At 42.8% G+C, this 16,033-nt stretch carries 22 protein-coding genes; 21 read left to right on the forward strand and 1 reads right to left on the reverse strand.

The window, feature by feature from the left end; all coding sequences use genetic code 11:
• Positions 1-266 precede the first annotated feature (266 nt).
• Complete coding sequence (locus KO511_RS15120) at positions 267-992, reverse strand: helix-turn-helix domain-containing protein (RefSeq protein WP_215988242.1); 726 nt, start codon at positions 990-992, stop codon at positions 267-269.
• 149 nt (positions 993-1,141) lie between these two features.
• Here KO511_RS15120 and KO511_RS15125 point away from each other — a divergent pair, with 149 nt between their 5' ends.
• The 21 genes from KO511_RS15125 (at position 1,142) to KO511_RS15225 (ending at position 16,027) form a co-directional block, all read left to right on the forward strand.
• The gene (locus KO511_RS15125; protein WP_215988243.1) at positions 1,142-1,600 is read left to right on the forward strand and encodes a helix-turn-helix domain-containing protein; all 459 of its coding nucleotides are present in this window, start codon (positions 1,142-1,144) and stop codon (positions 1,598-1,600) included.
• 26 nt (positions 1,601-1,626) lie between these two features.
• The gene (locus KO511_RS15130) at positions 1,627-1,842 is read left to right on the forward strand and encodes a hypothetical protein (RefSeq protein WP_252724398.1); all 216 of its coding nucleotides are present in this window, start codon (positions 1,627-1,629) and stop codon (positions 1,840-1,842) included.
• A gap of 22 nt (positions 1,843-1,864) precedes the next feature.
• Positions 1,865-2,410, forward strand: a complete 546-nt coding sequence (locus tag KO511_RS15135) for a phage regulatory CII family protein (protein ID WP_215988244.1) — start codon at positions 1,865-1,867, stop codon at positions 2,408-2,410.
• 20 nt (positions 2,411-2,430) lie between these two features.
• Positions 2,431-2,643 (forward strand): hypothetical protein, encoded by a 213-nt coding sequence (locus tag KO511_RS15140; RefSeq protein WP_215988245.1) that lies wholly within the window; start codon positions 2,431-2,433, stop codon positions 2,641-2,643.
• Complete coding sequence (locus tag KO511_RS15145) at positions 2,643-2,870, forward strand: hypothetical protein (protein ID WP_215988246.1); 228 nt, start codon at positions 2,643-2,645, stop codon at positions 2,868-2,870. The genes KO511_RS15140 and KO511_RS15145 overlap by 1 nt, the downstream gene beginning before the upstream one ends.
• Positions 2,867-3,286 (forward strand): hypothetical protein, encoded by a 420-nt coding sequence (locus KO511_RS15150; RefSeq protein WP_215988247.1) that lies wholly within the window; start codon positions 2,867-2,869, stop codon positions 3,284-3,286. Before KO511_RS15145 ends, KO511_RS15150 begins: the two co-directional genes overlap by 4 nt.
• Positions 3,283-3,681: a hypothetical protein gene (locus KO511_RS15155; protein ID WP_215988248.1), complete on the forward strand. Its 399-nt coding sequence runs from the start codon at positions 3,283-3,285 to the stop codon at positions 3,679-3,681. Before KO511_RS15150 ends, KO511_RS15155 begins: the two co-directional genes overlap by 4 nt.
• Positions 3,665-5,629, forward strand: a complete 1,965-nt coding sequence (locus KO511_RS15160; protein WP_215988249.1) for a replication endonuclease — start codon at positions 3,665-3,667, stop codon at positions 5,627-5,629. The genes KO511_RS15155 and KO511_RS15160 overlap by 17 nt, the downstream gene beginning before the upstream one ends.
• 11 nt (positions 5,630-5,640) lie before the next feature.
• The gene (locus KO511_RS15165) at positions 5,641-5,886 is read left to right on the forward strand and encodes an ogr/Delta-like zinc finger family protein (protein ID WP_215988250.1); all 246 of its coding nucleotides are present in this window, start codon (positions 5,641-5,643) and stop codon (positions 5,884-5,886) included.
• A 57-nt stretch (positions 5,887-5,943) separates the two neighbouring features.
• Positions 5,944-6,894: a hypothetical protein gene (locus tag KO511_RS15170; RefSeq protein WP_215988251.1), complete on the forward strand. Its 951-nt coding sequence runs from the start codon at positions 5,944-5,946 to the stop codon at positions 6,892-6,894.
• Between the two features lie 75 nt (positions 6,895-6,969).
• Positions 6,970-8,214 (forward strand): RES family NAD+ phosphorylase, encoded by a 1,245-nt coding sequence (locus KO511_RS15175; protein ID WP_215988252.1) that lies wholly within the window; start codon positions 6,970-6,972, stop codon positions 8,212-8,214.
• Positions 8,215-8,462: 248 nt separating this feature from the next.
• Positions 8,463-9,653, forward strand: coding sequence for a DNA circularization N-terminal domain-containing protein (locus KO511_RS15180; protein WP_215988253.1), 1,191 nt, complete (start codon positions 8,463-8,465; stop codon positions 9,651-9,653).
• Positions 9,650-10,588 (forward strand): phage tail protein, encoded by a 939-nt coding sequence (locus KO511_RS15185; RefSeq protein WP_215988254.1) that lies wholly within the window; start codon positions 9,650-9,652, stop codon positions 10,586-10,588. Before KO511_RS15180 ends, KO511_RS15185 begins: the two co-directional genes overlap by 4 nt.
• Complete coding sequence (locus KO511_RS15190) at positions 10,581-11,186, forward strand: phage baseplate assembly protein domain-containing protein (RefSeq protein WP_215988255.1); 606 nt, start codon at positions 10,581-10,583, stop codon at positions 11,184-11,186. The genes KO511_RS15185 and KO511_RS15190 overlap by 8 nt, the downstream gene beginning before the upstream one ends.
• Positions 11,183-11,584 carry a phage GP46 family protein gene (locus KO511_RS15195; protein ID WP_215988256.1) on the forward strand — a complete coding sequence of 134 codons (402 nt, stop codon included), beginning with the start codon at positions 11,183-11,185 and terminating at the stop codon, positions 11,582-11,584. Before KO511_RS15190 ends, KO511_RS15195 begins: the two co-directional genes overlap by 4 nt.
• The gene (locus KO511_RS15200; protein WP_215988257.1) at positions 11,581-12,624 is read left to right on the forward strand and encodes a baseplate J/gp47 family protein; all 1,044 of its coding nucleotides are present in this window, start codon (positions 11,581-11,583) and stop codon (positions 12,622-12,624) included. Before KO511_RS15195 ends, KO511_RS15200 begins: the two co-directional genes overlap by 4 nt.
• Positions 12,606-13,085, forward strand: a complete 480-nt coding sequence (locus KO511_RS15205; RefSeq protein WP_215988258.1) for a hypothetical protein — start codon at positions 12,606-12,608, stop codon at positions 13,083-13,085. Before KO511_RS15200 ends, KO511_RS15205 begins: the two co-directional genes overlap by 19 nt.
• Positions 13,082-14,161, forward strand: a complete 1,080-nt coding sequence (locus tag KO511_RS15210; protein WP_215988259.1) for a tail fiber protein — start codon at positions 13,082-13,084, stop codon at positions 14,159-14,161. Before KO511_RS15205 ends, KO511_RS15210 begins: the two co-directional genes overlap by 4 nt.
• A complete protein-coding gene (locus KO511_RS15215; RefSeq protein WP_215988260.1) occupies positions 14,161-15,099 on the forward strand; it encodes a hypothetical protein in 939 nt (312 codons plus the stop codon). Before KO511_RS15210 ends, KO511_RS15215 begins: the two co-directional genes overlap by 1 nt.
• Positions 15,100-15,251: 152 nt before the next feature.
• Positions 15,252-15,494: a hypothetical protein gene (locus KO511_RS15220; protein WP_215988261.1), complete on the forward strand. Its 243-nt coding sequence runs from the start codon at positions 15,252-15,254 to the stop codon at positions 15,492-15,494.
• Entirely contained in the window at positions 15,491-16,027 is a 537-nt protein-coding gene (locus KO511_RS15225; protein WP_215988262.1) for a lysozyme, read from the forward strand. The genes KO511_RS15220 and KO511_RS15225 overlap by 4 nt, the downstream gene beginning before the upstream one ends.
• The last annotated feature ends 6 nt before the right edge of the window (positions 16,028-16,033 follow it).

A 16,033-nucleotide genomic window follows, 5' to 3' on the forward strand; every position in this document is an offset into this window, starting at 1 on the left:
TGGACATTAGACTCACCTAACCGGAGAAGAGCCGAAAAATTAAGTCAAATTGCTTTTCATAAATTAGAGGGTCAGAAGTAAGCCAGCGCATTTTGGGGCACAAATGAATTCGAGAAACCGGTCAGAATTAGTACAGATTAGACTAAACCACATTATTGCTTTACTTATTTTGTTAAGCGGTTCTACTTCATTTCTAGTAAACTGTCTCGTCCTAAAATAAGTTGACGATTTTTAGTAAGCCCTACACTTTCATGGAAGGCTTCAAGCTAAAAAATTTTCTTAAACAACGGTGCTATCGCCTTGCCGATAACCTTAAAGTTTCGGCCGTTCTTATGGTTTATCTCGAAGGATTCGTGTTCTGGGTTGTCAGAGACAATGTTGTAGATCCCTTTTGGGATATTCCACTTTAAGCGCTTCACGTAAACCGCGTCATCAATGCGAATCACGTATACGCCGTCTGTCACTGGGTGTTGCAGTTCACGAGTATCAACTAATAAGCGGTCTTTGTGGCTTAGGGTGGGCTCCATTGAATTGCCATCTACATTGATGATGGAGGCATTTGCTTGTGATAGGCCGAACTCGGCTAACAAGCTGGTAGGAATAATGAGCTGGTCGATTTGGTATTCACTATGTACTAGTGAACCCGCCCCAGCTGCGGCATGGACGTCAAAAACTGGTAGTTCGCACCAGTCTTTCACTTCTGTCATCGGCGTTATTTTAGAAACATTACTTGGTTCTTTAGCTACACCTTCCCTAGGCCCTTCAAGTGCCAAGAGTAACTTAGCCTCTTTCGGGTCCGTGACGTACTTCTCAATAAGATGTTTTTTTACGTCAGGGTGAAAGCTCGAAATATGGTATTCAAAAGCACGTCCATTACCAGCCGCCTTTCTCATTAACCAATTGTTTCTTTTAGCCTTTTGACTAATTCCCGTAGTCGTATTTGCTAACCCATCAACTTCAATTAACTCAGATCCTAGAAACCATTCACGCATAAGCACACATCTTTAAGCATTGACATGCATGTGCATTTGAAATTACATTAAGCACACACAAGCACACATGTTAATACACGAAAGAGCATTGATAATCGCCTACCAAGCAATGATGCACTTTTATGTACAGTTATGTATGGAAAGATACCATGACGTCACCTATTAAACTAGATGCGCCGTACTTACCTTTCGAAGAGTATGCGCGCCGTCAAGATATTGATTTATCAGATGCAGAACGGCTCATTGAGTCTGGGAAGCTTCCAATGAAAGTGGCTATTCGCTGCGAGAAGAAGCACTTCGTCAATATGGTCACCCTTTCACGCATCCGTTTGTATAAAGAGTTCAAAGACCAACCTGACCTATTGGAGAAGCTAGCTATGCAAATTTCTATTCAGCCTGACTGTGCCTACCTCCCTACCAACGAGCTAGCAAGCCGCTGGAACGTTTCTGAAAACTCTATCCGCAACATGATTCGTGATGGAAAGCTGCCAGTGATCGAGCGTGAAGGCTCCAAAGGCAAGCACTACATCAACATGGCTGCCATGTGGCAACACGCGATAGAAGACTCAGTCAAACCTGAAAACAAACACTTCTTCACTTCGTTTTAATCACATTGCGAATTGGAGCGAACTTTATGAACCAACCACTGATGACCACTATCGCTTGTCCGTACGTGACGGTAGCGCACTACTGCAATTTATCTGGCCTAGCCGAAGGCACAGTAAAGCAGTTTATTGATGAAGGGCGCATCATCATCAAACCCAAGACCAAACCTAGAGAAAAGACGCTGATCAACATGGTTGCTATGACTGAGATGGCAGCCCGTGAAGCTATGGAACAGCTTGGTTAACCCGTTGTAGAGAGTATCTGATATGGAAGAGAATCAAACAATGTGCGCTTTTCTGGCCGATGTACAACAAGAGTACAACGAGGCATGCAGCTTGTTTCGTTATCGTCATCGCAATGATCTGACTGATATAGCAAAAGCCTGCGGCCTGCGCTCTAACATGCTACGCAATAAGCTCAACACTGAACAGCCACACGTTCTTTCATTACCAGAGATGATGGCAATTTCTAAAGCGACGAACGACTACGTAATTTTAGAAGTTGTGCTTCGCAAGCTTGACCTTGCTACCGCACATATTCCTGCAGGTAGCGAGGCTGAAAGCTTCATTAAACGGGCTCTCAACAATTCTATTTTTTCAGGCGAGCTTTCACAGTTAGCACTCGATAACGCTGGCAACAAAACGCTCCCTCGCTCAACCAAAAACTCAATCATCGAGACCGCTCAAGCAAGTATTTCTAACTTGATGCTTCTCGTCAACGACCTAGAAAACCGCACTGGCAGTGCACAACCATTCTTTGCAATGGGCGTGGACTTAATAGCAAACGCGGCGGCTTTACCGGGTCTTTCTTAACTTTTTACAGGGGTGTAGCAATGCAAACACGAACGATCAATATCAAAATTACCACTGTTGATGAGGCTCTTCATTGGCAGAACGTGGCAACTCTTAATATCAATAAATTCCGCTCTAACCCTGTTGCAGGGCAAGAGAACTATCAAAGCAACCTTATCCGCATGTGGTGTGACGTTCATGCGCAAGCTAGCCTAGCGAGTATTTCGCTACAAGAATCTGTAGAGGTGGCGTAATGGAATATTTCGCCCTTCGTTTATTTGGTGATGGTGCTATGAAGCGCCATTACCAAAGTCATGAGCCAGAGGTCACTGAGCTTGGAGAATTTGACTCATTAGACTCGGCAGTAAAACAAGCTTGCGCCCAGTTGGATTGCAATCACTTATTACGTGGCGTTCTGAGCCAAGGTGAAGGCGCAGGCGGTTACATGGTAGTCGATGCACAGGAGCTAGCAGCGGTATGAAACGGATAACCAAACCTTACGAATATAACGGATATCGCGGATTGTCTGCCATAGCCAATGCGCACCAAATCCCGCTGGGCACTCTCAAAGGCCGTGTACGTCGAGGGCTTTCGATTGCCGAGGCTATTTGTCATAGAGATCTGCGCGAGTTTAATACTGGCGAAGCTGTCTATGAGTGGAGAGGAGAAAAAGGCATCAGAGCCATTGCTAAAAAAGCAGGTGTTAGCCAAATGGCGATATTTAGCCACCTAAAACACGGTAAAGATCTTGATCAAGCAATAGAGTCAATTCTCAAAACGAAAGCCAAAGTGATAAAGAACAAGAAGGCTCCAGATGTGCAGGAAAAACATCTTGGTATCAAACGACCTGACATGATGAGTGCCACATGGCGACTAGCTTTGGGAGTGTTAGCATGAGTGACGATGTAGAGTACTGCCCAGCAATTTCAATATATGACGAGAATGTAAAAGCGACACACCCTTCTCACCTACCTTGTGCCTCAATGGAAGGAATTGTGAATTATGACCCCAAAAATGCCGAGCGAGGACAGGTTTATATTCAAAACCTTCGGGCTCATTTCGGTTTAAAACGTTCTTCTCAAAAAGAAAAGAAAATAGGCAGTCACCTCAACTACATATGTACTCATGACGAGTGCCTAGACCCTTGGAATATCAAACATAGGCAGCCCAAAAGCAAAACTAAGCCAAAAGAAAAAGTCGATGACAACTGGAGAACGAAGCTATCAATAAAAGCAAACAATTTACCTAGTCGAGCAATACAGCGCCAAGAGCATCATGAAGCAACACAATAATAACCTCAAAAATCCACTCAATCGGCTCCCTAGCAATATTCATAGGGAGCTGCTTGCATTTCTAGAAAACAAGAAAGGTTACAGAAAAATCTCTCACTATGATGTGAAGGAAAAGGCTTGGGTTTACAAAGATGAACAAACACCACGAGAAAAGGTATTTGAGTTTGCATCTATCACAGCTAACAAGTTAAAGCTTCCATTTGATATTCGAAACTACATTGATAAGGCTGCGGCTAGCCGTTTACGCAAGTATGGTTTCAAAAAAGCAATGGATTTTATTGAAAAGAGAAGTGGTGCTGTTGCGGCTGCGTTTTCAGTTATGCCTGAACCTTGGTGGAAAGTAGACAATGAAATCAAGCGAGCTAAGTTAGCTGTTGAGATGGCTGGTCGATGTGCTAACCGCGTTCGCCTAGCCGCCGAAAAAGGATTGTCACCTATACAAGCTATTTCGTTTATCAATGAGTTTGTTGGTGCCTCTCTGTGGTTACCTCAATTCACTTATGTAGAAGATGATAATCAAGCTTATTCAGCCATTGCCCGTTTAATGGATGATGGCTTCTGGCGCAGAGCAATTGGCCGTATCACAGTTGCTGTGTTTGAGAATGCACGCCGTGCCGCTGGTATGGTGTCACCACATAGTTCACCTTACGCCTCAATATCAGCTTGTGAATGGCTCTCTATTCGACAAGACAGGCAACGCGAATGGATAGAGCTGATGTCTATCGAGTCAGACAATGGCGATACTATTGATCTACAAACAGTGGTCGATTCTTCACAAAGTAACCCTGCTAACCGCCGCCATGAGCTAATGACTCGAATTGCTGGATGCCAAGAATACGCAGAGAGTAATAATCATATTGCTGTGTTCATCACCATGACTTCACCCAGTCGATTCCACCGATTAAAGAAACACGGAAAGTACTGGATCGAGAATCCAAATTTTGATGATAGTACTCCTAAAGATGCTCATGCATGGTTAAGTAAAGGTTGGGAGCTATTCCGTGCTTGGGCCGATTACCGGAACTTAACCTATTACGGAATGAGAGTTGTTGAGCCTCACCAAGACGGAACACCTCACTGGCATGGCGTATTCTTTATGCCGCTGGAACAAGCAAAGGCTTTTATCAATGGTTTGCAAGATTATCAGTTCCGTGAGACTCAAGACCTGTTCTTTGATAATGGCACACCAAAAACCAAAGCAATGAAAGCTCGCTTTGATGCAAAGTTCATCACTCAAGATTCAGGCGGTGCCGTTGCTTACCTAGCAAAGTATATTTCTAAAAACGTCGATGGCCACGCCCTTGAAGGATTAACCGATACAGATAATAGACGAGCGAAGCTACAAGATACCGTTAAGAATGTGACCGCATGGTCTCGCACATTCTGTTTTCGACAATTCCAATTTCAACGCACTCCACCTGTCACTATTTGGCGTGAACTTCGCCGTATTGATGAAGAGCAAGAGTTTTGCCTGTTCGAAAAAGCCAGACGCGCGGCTGATAACGGCTTCTTTTCTGCTTATATGGATTACATGGGCGGCCACCGCTTACCCGCTTCTATGCGCCCAATTAAGTTGCTCAAGAAAGAGCGGGAAAACAAATACGGTGAGATTGTCACAGCTACCGATGGGCTTGAGGGTTCTGATCTTGTGGTATTTACCCGTGAGATTGAGTGGAAGTTAGTTAAAAAATCCCCCGACTTTCAGGAGTCTTTTGAAGAGAGCGGGAGCGACCGCCCTTGGTCCAGTGGCAATAACTGTAGAATTTCACCCAAAAGCCAAAAAATCATCGATAAATTCTTTCTAAATATGGAATTAGACGGACCAAGCGTCGAATGGGAAATGCTCATAAACGGTGAAACTTCACCCGATGACTACATACAACCGATAGAAACCGACTCCAGACCTGCACCTAAGTCAAAAGGTAGGTATGGGAGTATGAGAAATTAAGGAGAGATCTAGTGTTAATGCCATGCCCTAAATGCGGATGCAAAACCAGAATTGTTACCTCTCAAGAAATGACAAACGAGACGCGAAAAGCCTACTGGCAATGTCTCAATTTCAATTGTGGAGTGAGATTTAGCACCCTAACTTCAGTGGAAGGAATTATTGAAACTGTTGGCTTACCGCCTGATCCAAAACTTCAACCTGAGCTCTGCAAAGGAGATATCAACCAAATGGACATTTTTACTGAACAAACCATATAAGCATAAAGGCTCATAAGTTATTATAGAGCTTTATGAGAAACTGAGCATACAAGAGAAATGTTTAAGAACATAAATTGGTTTGAATTCGTACCTGCAACTATGTCAGCTATAGCCGCAATAGCTGCTGCATATTCTGCAATAATTTCAATGCGAGTCAGCGAACAATCGAACCTCCTTGCAAAAATGACCTCAATAGCAAATCATCATGAAGCCGCTGTTTCTTTATACTTCAAAGTTATCAATGAACTTTGCAGAGAAACTGAATGTCTTCGAGACATATGCCATCATCTACAAAATGATTGGCCATTCCAAATTGAATTAAAGGACAATAAACTTCTTGGTGGGACAAACCCTAGACCACTTAGGCATGTGATTGGTAATACTAGTGATTTATTAGCAAATTACAGTTTAAAAAGAAATAAATTTAGAAAAGGCACGAGTGGGACTGTACTCTCAATTATTATGAGAAATAGCTTTGAAAAAATGAGTGATGCTGAATACCAAAAATTGTTGAAGGTAGCTGATGGAAAATATGAAAAATTTGAAACTACGTTTGGCATTCCATCAATCTGTAACGAAGTTTCGTCAGCACCAGCCTTTAGGTTTGGGTATTATCAATTGCTAAAGCGTGTCAATAGTGAGGACTGGAGCGACATTTGGAGAAACGCATGGTGTAATGATGGATCGATGGATACTTATAAATGCGAGTATTTGAGAATCAAGCCTCTTTTTAAGAAAGCTCATACAGAATTAACCAGAGAAATAGCAAAGCTAGCCCACACAAAATTTCCTTTGAGCATTAATGCTGAACTAGATATCAAATACAAAGAACTATTGAATACAATTGATCATTTAATCGAAGATGCAGAACCGAGCAACATGGATGACTATAAAGATTGGCCAAATAGAGATGAGGTATGCATGCTTACTATTTGCTCTTTAGCCATAGTAAGTAATACAAGTAATCAATTAAGTAGCATTTACACAGCCGTGAACACACTCACCTAAAAGACATAATTATTTGATTTTTAAATAAGTATAATTAACATTTGGTACACACTTATAAGAATCACATTCAAAAAAATGTACGAATACCTCAACTACGCTGAAAAAGTCGAAGCAAATAGAAAACAAAAAGAGATGGATAACTCTGTCGGATTCATTTGTTCGGATTGCAAAAAAAGAATCTATAAGTTTGACAGGAAAAATAAACCTGTAAATCAGAAACAGACCTGCATTATATGTAAAAAACATAGTCCTGATGGTGTTCCTCTTGAAGGATACGTATTCAGACTAAACGATTGTATTCCAAATCACTTTAATCGAGTCGATAAGGATTCTGAGGCATCGCTTTCTCTTCATCAAATAATTAAAAAATTCACCATTGATAATGAATGTGTAGCAAGAAAACTAGCTGAATTACTTCACAAAGAAAATAGCGAATTTTTTCATCCTGACGGGCTATATGAACCATATTTAGATGAAAGAACTATGGAAGAATTTAAAAATATAGCCCAAGAAGAATGGAACAAGTTTTCTAAAGAACTGAAGTATTCTCGTCGATTTACTCATCAAAAGGCAGCTGATTTTTTTATGGGATTAATTAATTGTTGTTACTTCGACTTGAAAAAAAAAGTAAACGGCACAAATGATTTTGGTGCAGTAACGCGATCAATCGAAAAAGGCACTGTTTTATATCGAGCCCGTATAGTATGTAGTGATGAAGAAAAAAATGAATTTCAAAGCGCACCTAACAAACACCTTGGGGCGCCTCCAAGCCATCTTGCTGCAAATAATAGAATGAGTCCCCCCGGAATATCTTTTATGTACACAGCAGATACCGCAGATACCGCCATAGCAGAACTTCGTCCATATGTTGGGGACACAATAGCAGTGGGAAGATTTATTGCCCAAAAAACACTAACATTTTTTGACTTCACTAATCTAGACTCATTGGAACTAAGAGAACCGAGACTTATTACAAACCCTCGCAATAGTCAGTACTATATAAATAGCCACCTGCTAAGCACACTACATGCATTAGTATCTAAACCATTCAGAGCAAATAGTATAGATTATATTGAAACTCAAATGTTTTCAGAGACTATTCGTAACTATCAGAAAGGTATTTTTGACGGCATCATTTTCAAGTCATCACAACTAGAAGGTGGGGTAAATTATGTTATTTTTGGTAATGACTCAAAGGATGAACATCATAGTATCGAGTACAACGTTAAAATTGATACTCAATCTGATGTGACATTTTACAAAGTAAATGCCATGACACCTTCATTTAAAGAAGTAACATCTGCAAACAAGCACCTATGAACGCCCAAATACGATCTTGAACGATCTCTAAAACTTAAATCTAAAACAGCCCTCGATGTAGATATATCGGGGGTTGTGCTTTACTAACCCTATCGAAACACGATCACTTTCAGGATCGCAAAATTGCAGTGTGGAATTTTGGTGTGGAGGGAGGGGTGAGTCCGAGCAAGCGCCGAGTGCCCTAACCCGCTTCCAAATTGCCAATCACTGCCAATTTCCTTTTTATTCTTCTATTGGTGGGATTTCTCATGTGGGGACGACAACACGAGTACGCTAGATGGAATGGGCTTAAGCTCAATATCCTGTCTACCTCCTTTGACGGTGGTAAGCGTCTGCAAGTAAGTGAAATCCCATACGCTGACCTACCACACATTAAAGTCATGGGCACTAAAGCCCGAACCTTTACTATTGAAGCTGTATTCGTTGGTACTAGCTCGCTTGCTGATGCAAATACGCTCATTGATAACTTAGAGACAACCCCACAAGGGGAGCTCGAACACCCTTGGTTGGGTGAGCTACCGCTCGTCTTTGAAGAGTATTCTCTTAGCATTAATACTAAAAAAGGATTGGTAACTTTAAGTCTTAAGTTCGTGAGATCTGGTACGTCACCATCTATCTCTGCGCCGACTACAATTCGAACCAAAGCACAAGTTGGCGTTGTCGAAGACCTATCTAAACAGTCTTTCACTGAAGAGGTGAAATGGTTCGATGTATCTCAAATCAATCAGGTACAAAGTCACGTAATCAGTGCGCTCAATGTGCTGGTTGATATTACTAACCGCCTGAACCTAGGCGATGATTCTCTTCAAGATATTAACCTTGCGATAAATGAAGCATTCTCAGCCGTGAGCAGCTTGAGCACCAACCCTGCTGAGTTCGCTGATCTGTTTTCTAATGCTGTTAATACGGTGTCAGAAGGGGTTCAATCAGAACCAGACTCTGAGAGCGAAGCCGTAGATAACTCACGTAATGCTCAAGCGCTGATGCTTGGCCAAGTGAAAACTGACAGCCCGACTAAACACCACAACGTGCAGATGGTAGCGGGTGCAGTGAAAATGAGTAAGGACATAACTGTTCTTGAAACCAATGATAGCTTTGAGATCACCCTAACCCAAAAGCAGCCTGAAATTATTCAAAGTGATCTCTCGACATTAATTGTCAGCGTTGATGAGCGTATCAGAGAAGCGACTCAAGTTTCTACGCTAGAAAGCATAGAACTTTATGACGCTCTCACCTCGCTAAAAAGCAATGTGCAGACTCAACACGATAAAGTGACAGAGGGCATCAAGGCACACAGAACCGTGCAATCACCTCGCTTTAAATCAGCACTTGCTATTGCCCATGACGAGTACACCAATGAGAACGTGATCACCAAAATGAATGCACTTCAACACCCTTTGTTTATCCGTGGTGATATCGCGGTAAGGGATGCACGATGAATCAGTTAACGATGCACATTGATGGTAAACAACATACGTTCTACCAAGCCAACCTGAACTACTCAACAGAACAACTGGCCCACACATTTAACTGCTCTATCGAGCCCATGACTATCGAACGCCCGTTATCGGTTGAGTTTTTCCTTAATGACCAATCAATCCTAGTCGGTCAAATAGATGAAGCAGAAAGCGAGACGGGCGCAGGCTCTTTAACTATGCCAATAATGGGACGTTCCAAGAGCGCTAACATGATTGACTCACGCATTACTATGGATGCGCTTTACAACCTCAATGTTGAAGAGCTGCTTAGAAAGTTAGCAAAGCCATTTGGCTTAAGCGTAAAAAGCCTCGTGAAAGGCATGCCCAAGATTGAAGAATTTCAGATTAACGCAGAGTCTCCGGTTGAAAATGTAGCTCAGCTTATACGTGAACAAGGCTACATGCTGATAGAGCGGAATGGTGAACTGACTATTGAAAACACGGCGCATACAACCACTAACAACATCGGTCTTGAAACAGGTAACAACGTAGACAGCTTAAAGATAAAACGCGCCTTCAATAAGCAATTTCACACTATTGATGTGCAAGGCCAGTGGGATGATGCCAACGCAAAAATCACCAACTCTAGTATCGATAGCTCACGCACTTTAGTTATCACCTGTGACCAACTTCAAAACAACGCAGCTTGTGTATCTCGCGCCAAATATGAGAGCAATTTAGCCATAGCAGAAAGCCTGACCGCTTCTACTTCAATTGCGGATATCTTCCCACAGCTTGCGATTGATGGATTAAACCGAGTGATTCGAGTGATCGACAAAGAGCAGAGTTTTAGTGAAATGCTGGTAATTAAGTCCCTTGGCCTATCGGTGACCGAAAGCTCAGCGAGCACTTCCGTTGAGTTGGTCAGACCGTTTAAGGAGCAAAGCCATGTCTAGTGCTCAGCGTCAGCAACAACAGCGCTTAATGGCTCGCATCAAGAACGTAATCGGAACAGGCACGGTGACAGGCGCAACTACGGGCATGTTGCAAATCAGAACGGCAACAGGCCGCACCAATGACCGAATTAAACGCGTCCACAACTACGGCTTTATGAGCCGACCACTACCAGAGGCAAAGGCTTACAACCTGTTTATTGGCGGTGTGACTGCGCGAGGGATTACCGTCAATGTTGAAGATGAGCGCTACCAAATCGATTTAATGCCAGGTGAAGTCGCCATGCTCGACGACAAAGGCAACTTAATCCATCAAACCAAAGAAGGCATCAAGGTCTACGCCACCAAAGGGAAAGTAGATGTTGTCGCAGCAAATGAAGTGTCAATCAAAGCGCCACAGGTAAACGTTATCGCAGAAAAAACCACTTTCTCTGATGATGTAGAGATAGGCGGCAACCTGAACGTGGCCAAAAACACACTGGTTACGGGCTCTGTTGGTGGTAAGTCTGGTACGTTCGGCGGCGTTAAAGTCGAAAAGCACGATCACGACTATGAAGACGACAGCACAATCAAAACAACACGGGAGCCTAACAAAGAATGAACCACTTTAAATTGAACGCGCTTACAGAGTCGGTGGATTCCAAACAAGGCATGACTCATGCGGTGCTACAAAGCGTCTACAACTACGCCGAATCAACCAAGAATGACCGCGCACGAATGGACAGCAATGAGCGCGGCGGTACTTGGAGTAATGAATTGATAGAGATTGTCGGTTCTCGCGACTGGACACTCAAACGAGCCAAATTAACTGATGAAACCTTAAGGCTTGCCAAGCGCTTTTATGAGGAAGCCCTCGACTGGTTAATTCAACAAGATCACGCCAAAGCCATTGACGTCAACGTGTGGAGAGAGAAGCCAAACCAAATGGGCCGTAATGTCATGATAAACCTGCCTGACGGCTCAACATTTGATGTTCCACTATCGAAGGTAGATAAATGAGCACACAAGTGAGCCTTGAGAGCTTAATTGCTCGTGCTGAAGCCAACCTAACAGCGGAAACAGGGCAAAATAACCCAGCCACCAAAGCGATAGCCTCTGCAATAGCTGGCGTCAGCTATGGACAATATGGCTATCAAGATTTGCTTTTCAGACAACTGCACCCTGAAACCTGCTCTGAAGCGTGGCTATATCTGCATGCCAATCGTCACAATACACCGCGCCTATTACCAACCTTTGCCAAAGGTTCAGTGCAGTTTGCTGAGCTAAATGGAATAGTGGTTATCGGCAAAGGTACTCGCCTAATTAACGGTGATAAAGAATATGAAACCACAAAAGAGCAATACAGCAATACGCCCGTTGAAGTCATAGCGCTTGAGTCCGGCAGAGCAAGCAACTTGCCAAACGGAGCCAAGCTCACACTCACAGAGGGTTTAAGCGGTATCGACCCTAATAACATTTTATCGCTTGGCATTGAAGGTGGCGCAGATATCGAAGAGCTAGAACACTGGCGATCTCGTGTCATTGTCGCATATGAAAAGAACGAACTGATCGGCAAGTCAGAAGATTACGAAATCTGGGCGGTATCGGCTCACTCTGATGTGGATTTTGCATGGGCACTTGATAACACCCCACAGCGCGGCATGGTAGAAGTCTATATTGGAGCACGTGAGAATGACCCAACCTTAAGCGGTGAAGTGGTCAATCTTGTTCAAGAAACTTTTGAAGCTAACCGACTAGCTGGTTGTCATCCGTTTGCTCATCTCCCAGAAAAAGCGCCGCTCGCTATAGAGATTCAAGGCATTGAAGATCAAGCAATTCGTGATGATGTGGTCACGGTCCTTGAAAACTTTGTCAAAGGGAAAATGGGCAAGATAAACCCAGAAACCCAAAAGCCTGAATCCATCACCAACACTGAAATTGTGTTAGTGATTTCAACTGTAACCAGTAATTTCATTGTCAAGTCACCCGTAGGTAAAGTGGCTATCGCCAAAAACCAAATTCATGTATTAGGAGACGTCACATGGACACCTCCGACTTAATCATTGAATACAGCGAAGGTGATTTTGCTGATGCGTACCGTGGGTTACTTCCTCAAGGCGAATACTGGCAAGACACCGAGAACGCAGAGCTGACCAATACCATTAACGGTATAGCGAAAGACTTTAAGAAAACCCATGACGATATTGAATTATCACTATTAACGGAGTTTGAAGAGCAAGGGTTTGGTTGGAAGCTGTCGGACTACCAAGGTCTATTAAACACAACAGCAGGAAAACAAAGCGGCTTGGTATTTGATGATGTTAGAGACCCAAACCTTATTTACTGCTCGTTGTATGACTCATTTCGTCACCACAGCATAGAAGCATGGCAAGCGTTCGAAAAGCACCGCTTACCGCATACAGAAATAGCGTGGATTTATCATTCACACTTTAGAGTTCACCACCAAATGGCGAACTATCGACACATTAGAAACCTGCATAAACACGAGGTAACACAATGAGCTTATTGATTACTGATGCGGGTATCGCGGCTTCAATTCGAGCTGGCGAACTTAGCATTAATTACAAAATTGCAGAAATCAGCATAGGAACGGAAGGATATACACCTGCCAAAGATCAAACAACTTTACGTAACGAGATACAACGCAAAGCAGTCACTCGCGGCGAAGTAATTGCACCAGGTCAACTCAACTTTGAAACTACGTGGGATGGTGATGAAGCTTTTGAAGGTAAAGAGCTAGGTTATTGGCTAGATGATGGCACCCTATTCGCTGTCGATAGCCGAGGGGGAGAGGTCATAACCTACAAGCAACAAGATTCAGTCGTAACCGAAGCATGTGCGTTAAACCTAGCTGCTTCAACAATTAAAAATATCACCGTAGAGGTGCTTAATCCCTATAGCGCGACAGAAGAGCGAGCGGGAATTGCAAAGATTGCAACGCATGAGCAAATAGACCAAGGTCACGATGACACCTCATTTCTTACCATCAAGAAACTGGTGTATTCATTGGGTGTAACACATGTGGTGGATAAGTTAGTCAGCAATCTATGGTTAAAGCTTGCCGCCAAAATATTTCCTGTTGGAGCAGCTATACCTTGGTTCACAGACATAGCTCCTGAAGGATTTGCAATCATGAAAAATCAAGCATTTGATACCGCTTCCTATCCAGAGCTTGCGAAGGTGTTCACAGATGGAATTATCCCCGATATGAGAGGTTGTGGCGTCATAGGAAAAGAAAATAACGAGGTGGTTGGTGTTTTTGAGGAAGGTCAGGTTAAAGAACATGGGCATCCAAATTCAACGGTAAGTTCAACAGACCTCGGCTCAAAAAATACTAATGTAGCTGGTCACCACCGCCATTCATACGGAATTAATGCAAATCACTTTAACCCCAATACTCAAAGACCAGTTACCGGAGATCATGGCCCGCAAGCAGGTTACACAGACTTCGCAGGTGCTCATGCCCATTCTGTATTCATTGGCTCCCACGTTCACTCTGTAATGATTGCAATGTTTGGGGCATTAAAAAACACCATAAACCACCGTAAAGTTAACTGGATTGTGAGGATGGCTTGATGAGCGACTTTTTTAAAACATCTAAAACTGTATACGTATCCCGTATCAATCAACAAGGTTGGTGGTTAGAGAATATCGAAGAGCACGTTTCAAAAGGTACAGCTCTTGGATCGGAATATACTCAACGAATATATAAACCCTCCCAAAAAGGGAAAACCGCTAGATTCGACAAAGAGTCGAATCAATGGAGTGAAGAGATAGAAGATATGACGTGGAAAAAGTATTGGGATGAAAATGGTAATGATTTCATTATCGGTAAGCCTGATGGAGACTTTCCCAGTAATGCCATTTTGGAACCACCGCCAGAATATAATAGAGAAACTCACGCTGTCTTATATTCAAAAATTGCAGGGTGGAAAGTTTATGCTGTCCGAATAGGTCAGGCTTTTTATGACGAGCAGGGACACGAGCTCATTGTTTCTGACAAATACTTTGACTTGCCTGAAGGCCATACTTGGGAAGCCCCTCCCTCTCCCAAAGAAGGCTATGCCATAAAACATGTGGACGGTAAATGGGTACAAATAATCGACTATAGGGGTAAAATAGCCTACGCAAAAAATAGAAATGACCCAAGTCAGCAAGACTATATCATTGAACAGATTGGTGAAGTCCCCAATAGCCACACACTTTCTGAACCCCAACCCTATGATTCATGGATGGGGGAAAATCTCGGCTGGAAATATGACGCTGAACGACATAGACCTTTCAAACAAAGCGAAGAAAAAAGTTGGCGAGATAGCGAACTCACTAAGGTTTTAAACAGAATTGATCAATACGAAAAAGACAAAAATTATCCCAACGAGTTAAGAACTTCACCAATAAGTTCAGAAGTTGATTTTCTTAAACTCGTAGAAGATAGGAAGGTATTAAGCGATTATCCCGATACTGAACATTTTCCATTTGGAGAGCGGCCAACCCTTTCAGGGTTAGCCAACTAACAACCAAACCCAGCCTAACCGCTGGGTTTGTTTTTTCTGCCTTCACAAACTTCTATATCCCAACACTAGAAATGCCATAAGTACTTTTTAAACCTCAGCTCGATACACTGATTTTGTGGGGACGATTAATCATTAACTGCGAGAGAAAATCAATGAATCAGACAGAGGTAAAAACATTCGTCGTGTCTTTGCTCGACATTACTGGTCTAAAAAAAATCCTCACATCAATCAGCGCAACCTTAATTAGCTTTGGTGTTAACGATTTTGCCCAGCTCATGGCTATTTTTGTCGGAATTGTATCTGGCCTTATGGCTATCCGGCATTACAACGTTGCAACTAAGCTCAACCAAGCGAAGCTAGACAAGCTCATATCACAGCAGGATAGCACCTTATGAAAACCACCAATCATAAGAGGTTTGCTATCTGCTCTGTGACTTCAGTTCTGGCAATTGTTTTTAGCTTAAATACCGATCTCGGTGTCAGTAAAAAAGGCTTACAACACATAGCCAATCAGGAAGGATGCCGTTTAACCCCGTACCAATGCAGCGCGAATGTGTGGACGGCAGGCTTAGGGCATACAAAAAACATGACTGAAAGCTCCGTTCTCAATGTTCAGCAAGTGGCTGAATATTTCGTTATCGATGTACATGAAGCTGAGCAAATTGTTAAACGGCGTATAACAGAACCCGCCACTCAAGGCGAATATGACATGATGGTCAGTTTCGTCTTCAATCTCGGTGCTGGTAACTTTACCCGCTCTACATTGCTAAAAAAATTCAATCAAGGCAATCGTAAAGGAGCATGCAATGAGTATTCAAGGTGGGTATTTGTAAACGGTAAAGATTGCCGAATAAAAGGCAATGATTGTGCCGGCATTTCTAAACGAAGAGAAAAAGAACGCAGCGTGTGTTTATACGGCTGGATGTGAGGAATT

This window comes from Vibrio hepatarius (genome assembly GCF_018860525.1).
In the GTDB taxonomy this organism is placed as follows: domain Bacteria; phylum Pseudomonadota; class Gammaproteobacteria; order Enterobacterales; family Vibrionaceae; genus Vibrio; species Vibrio hepatarius_B.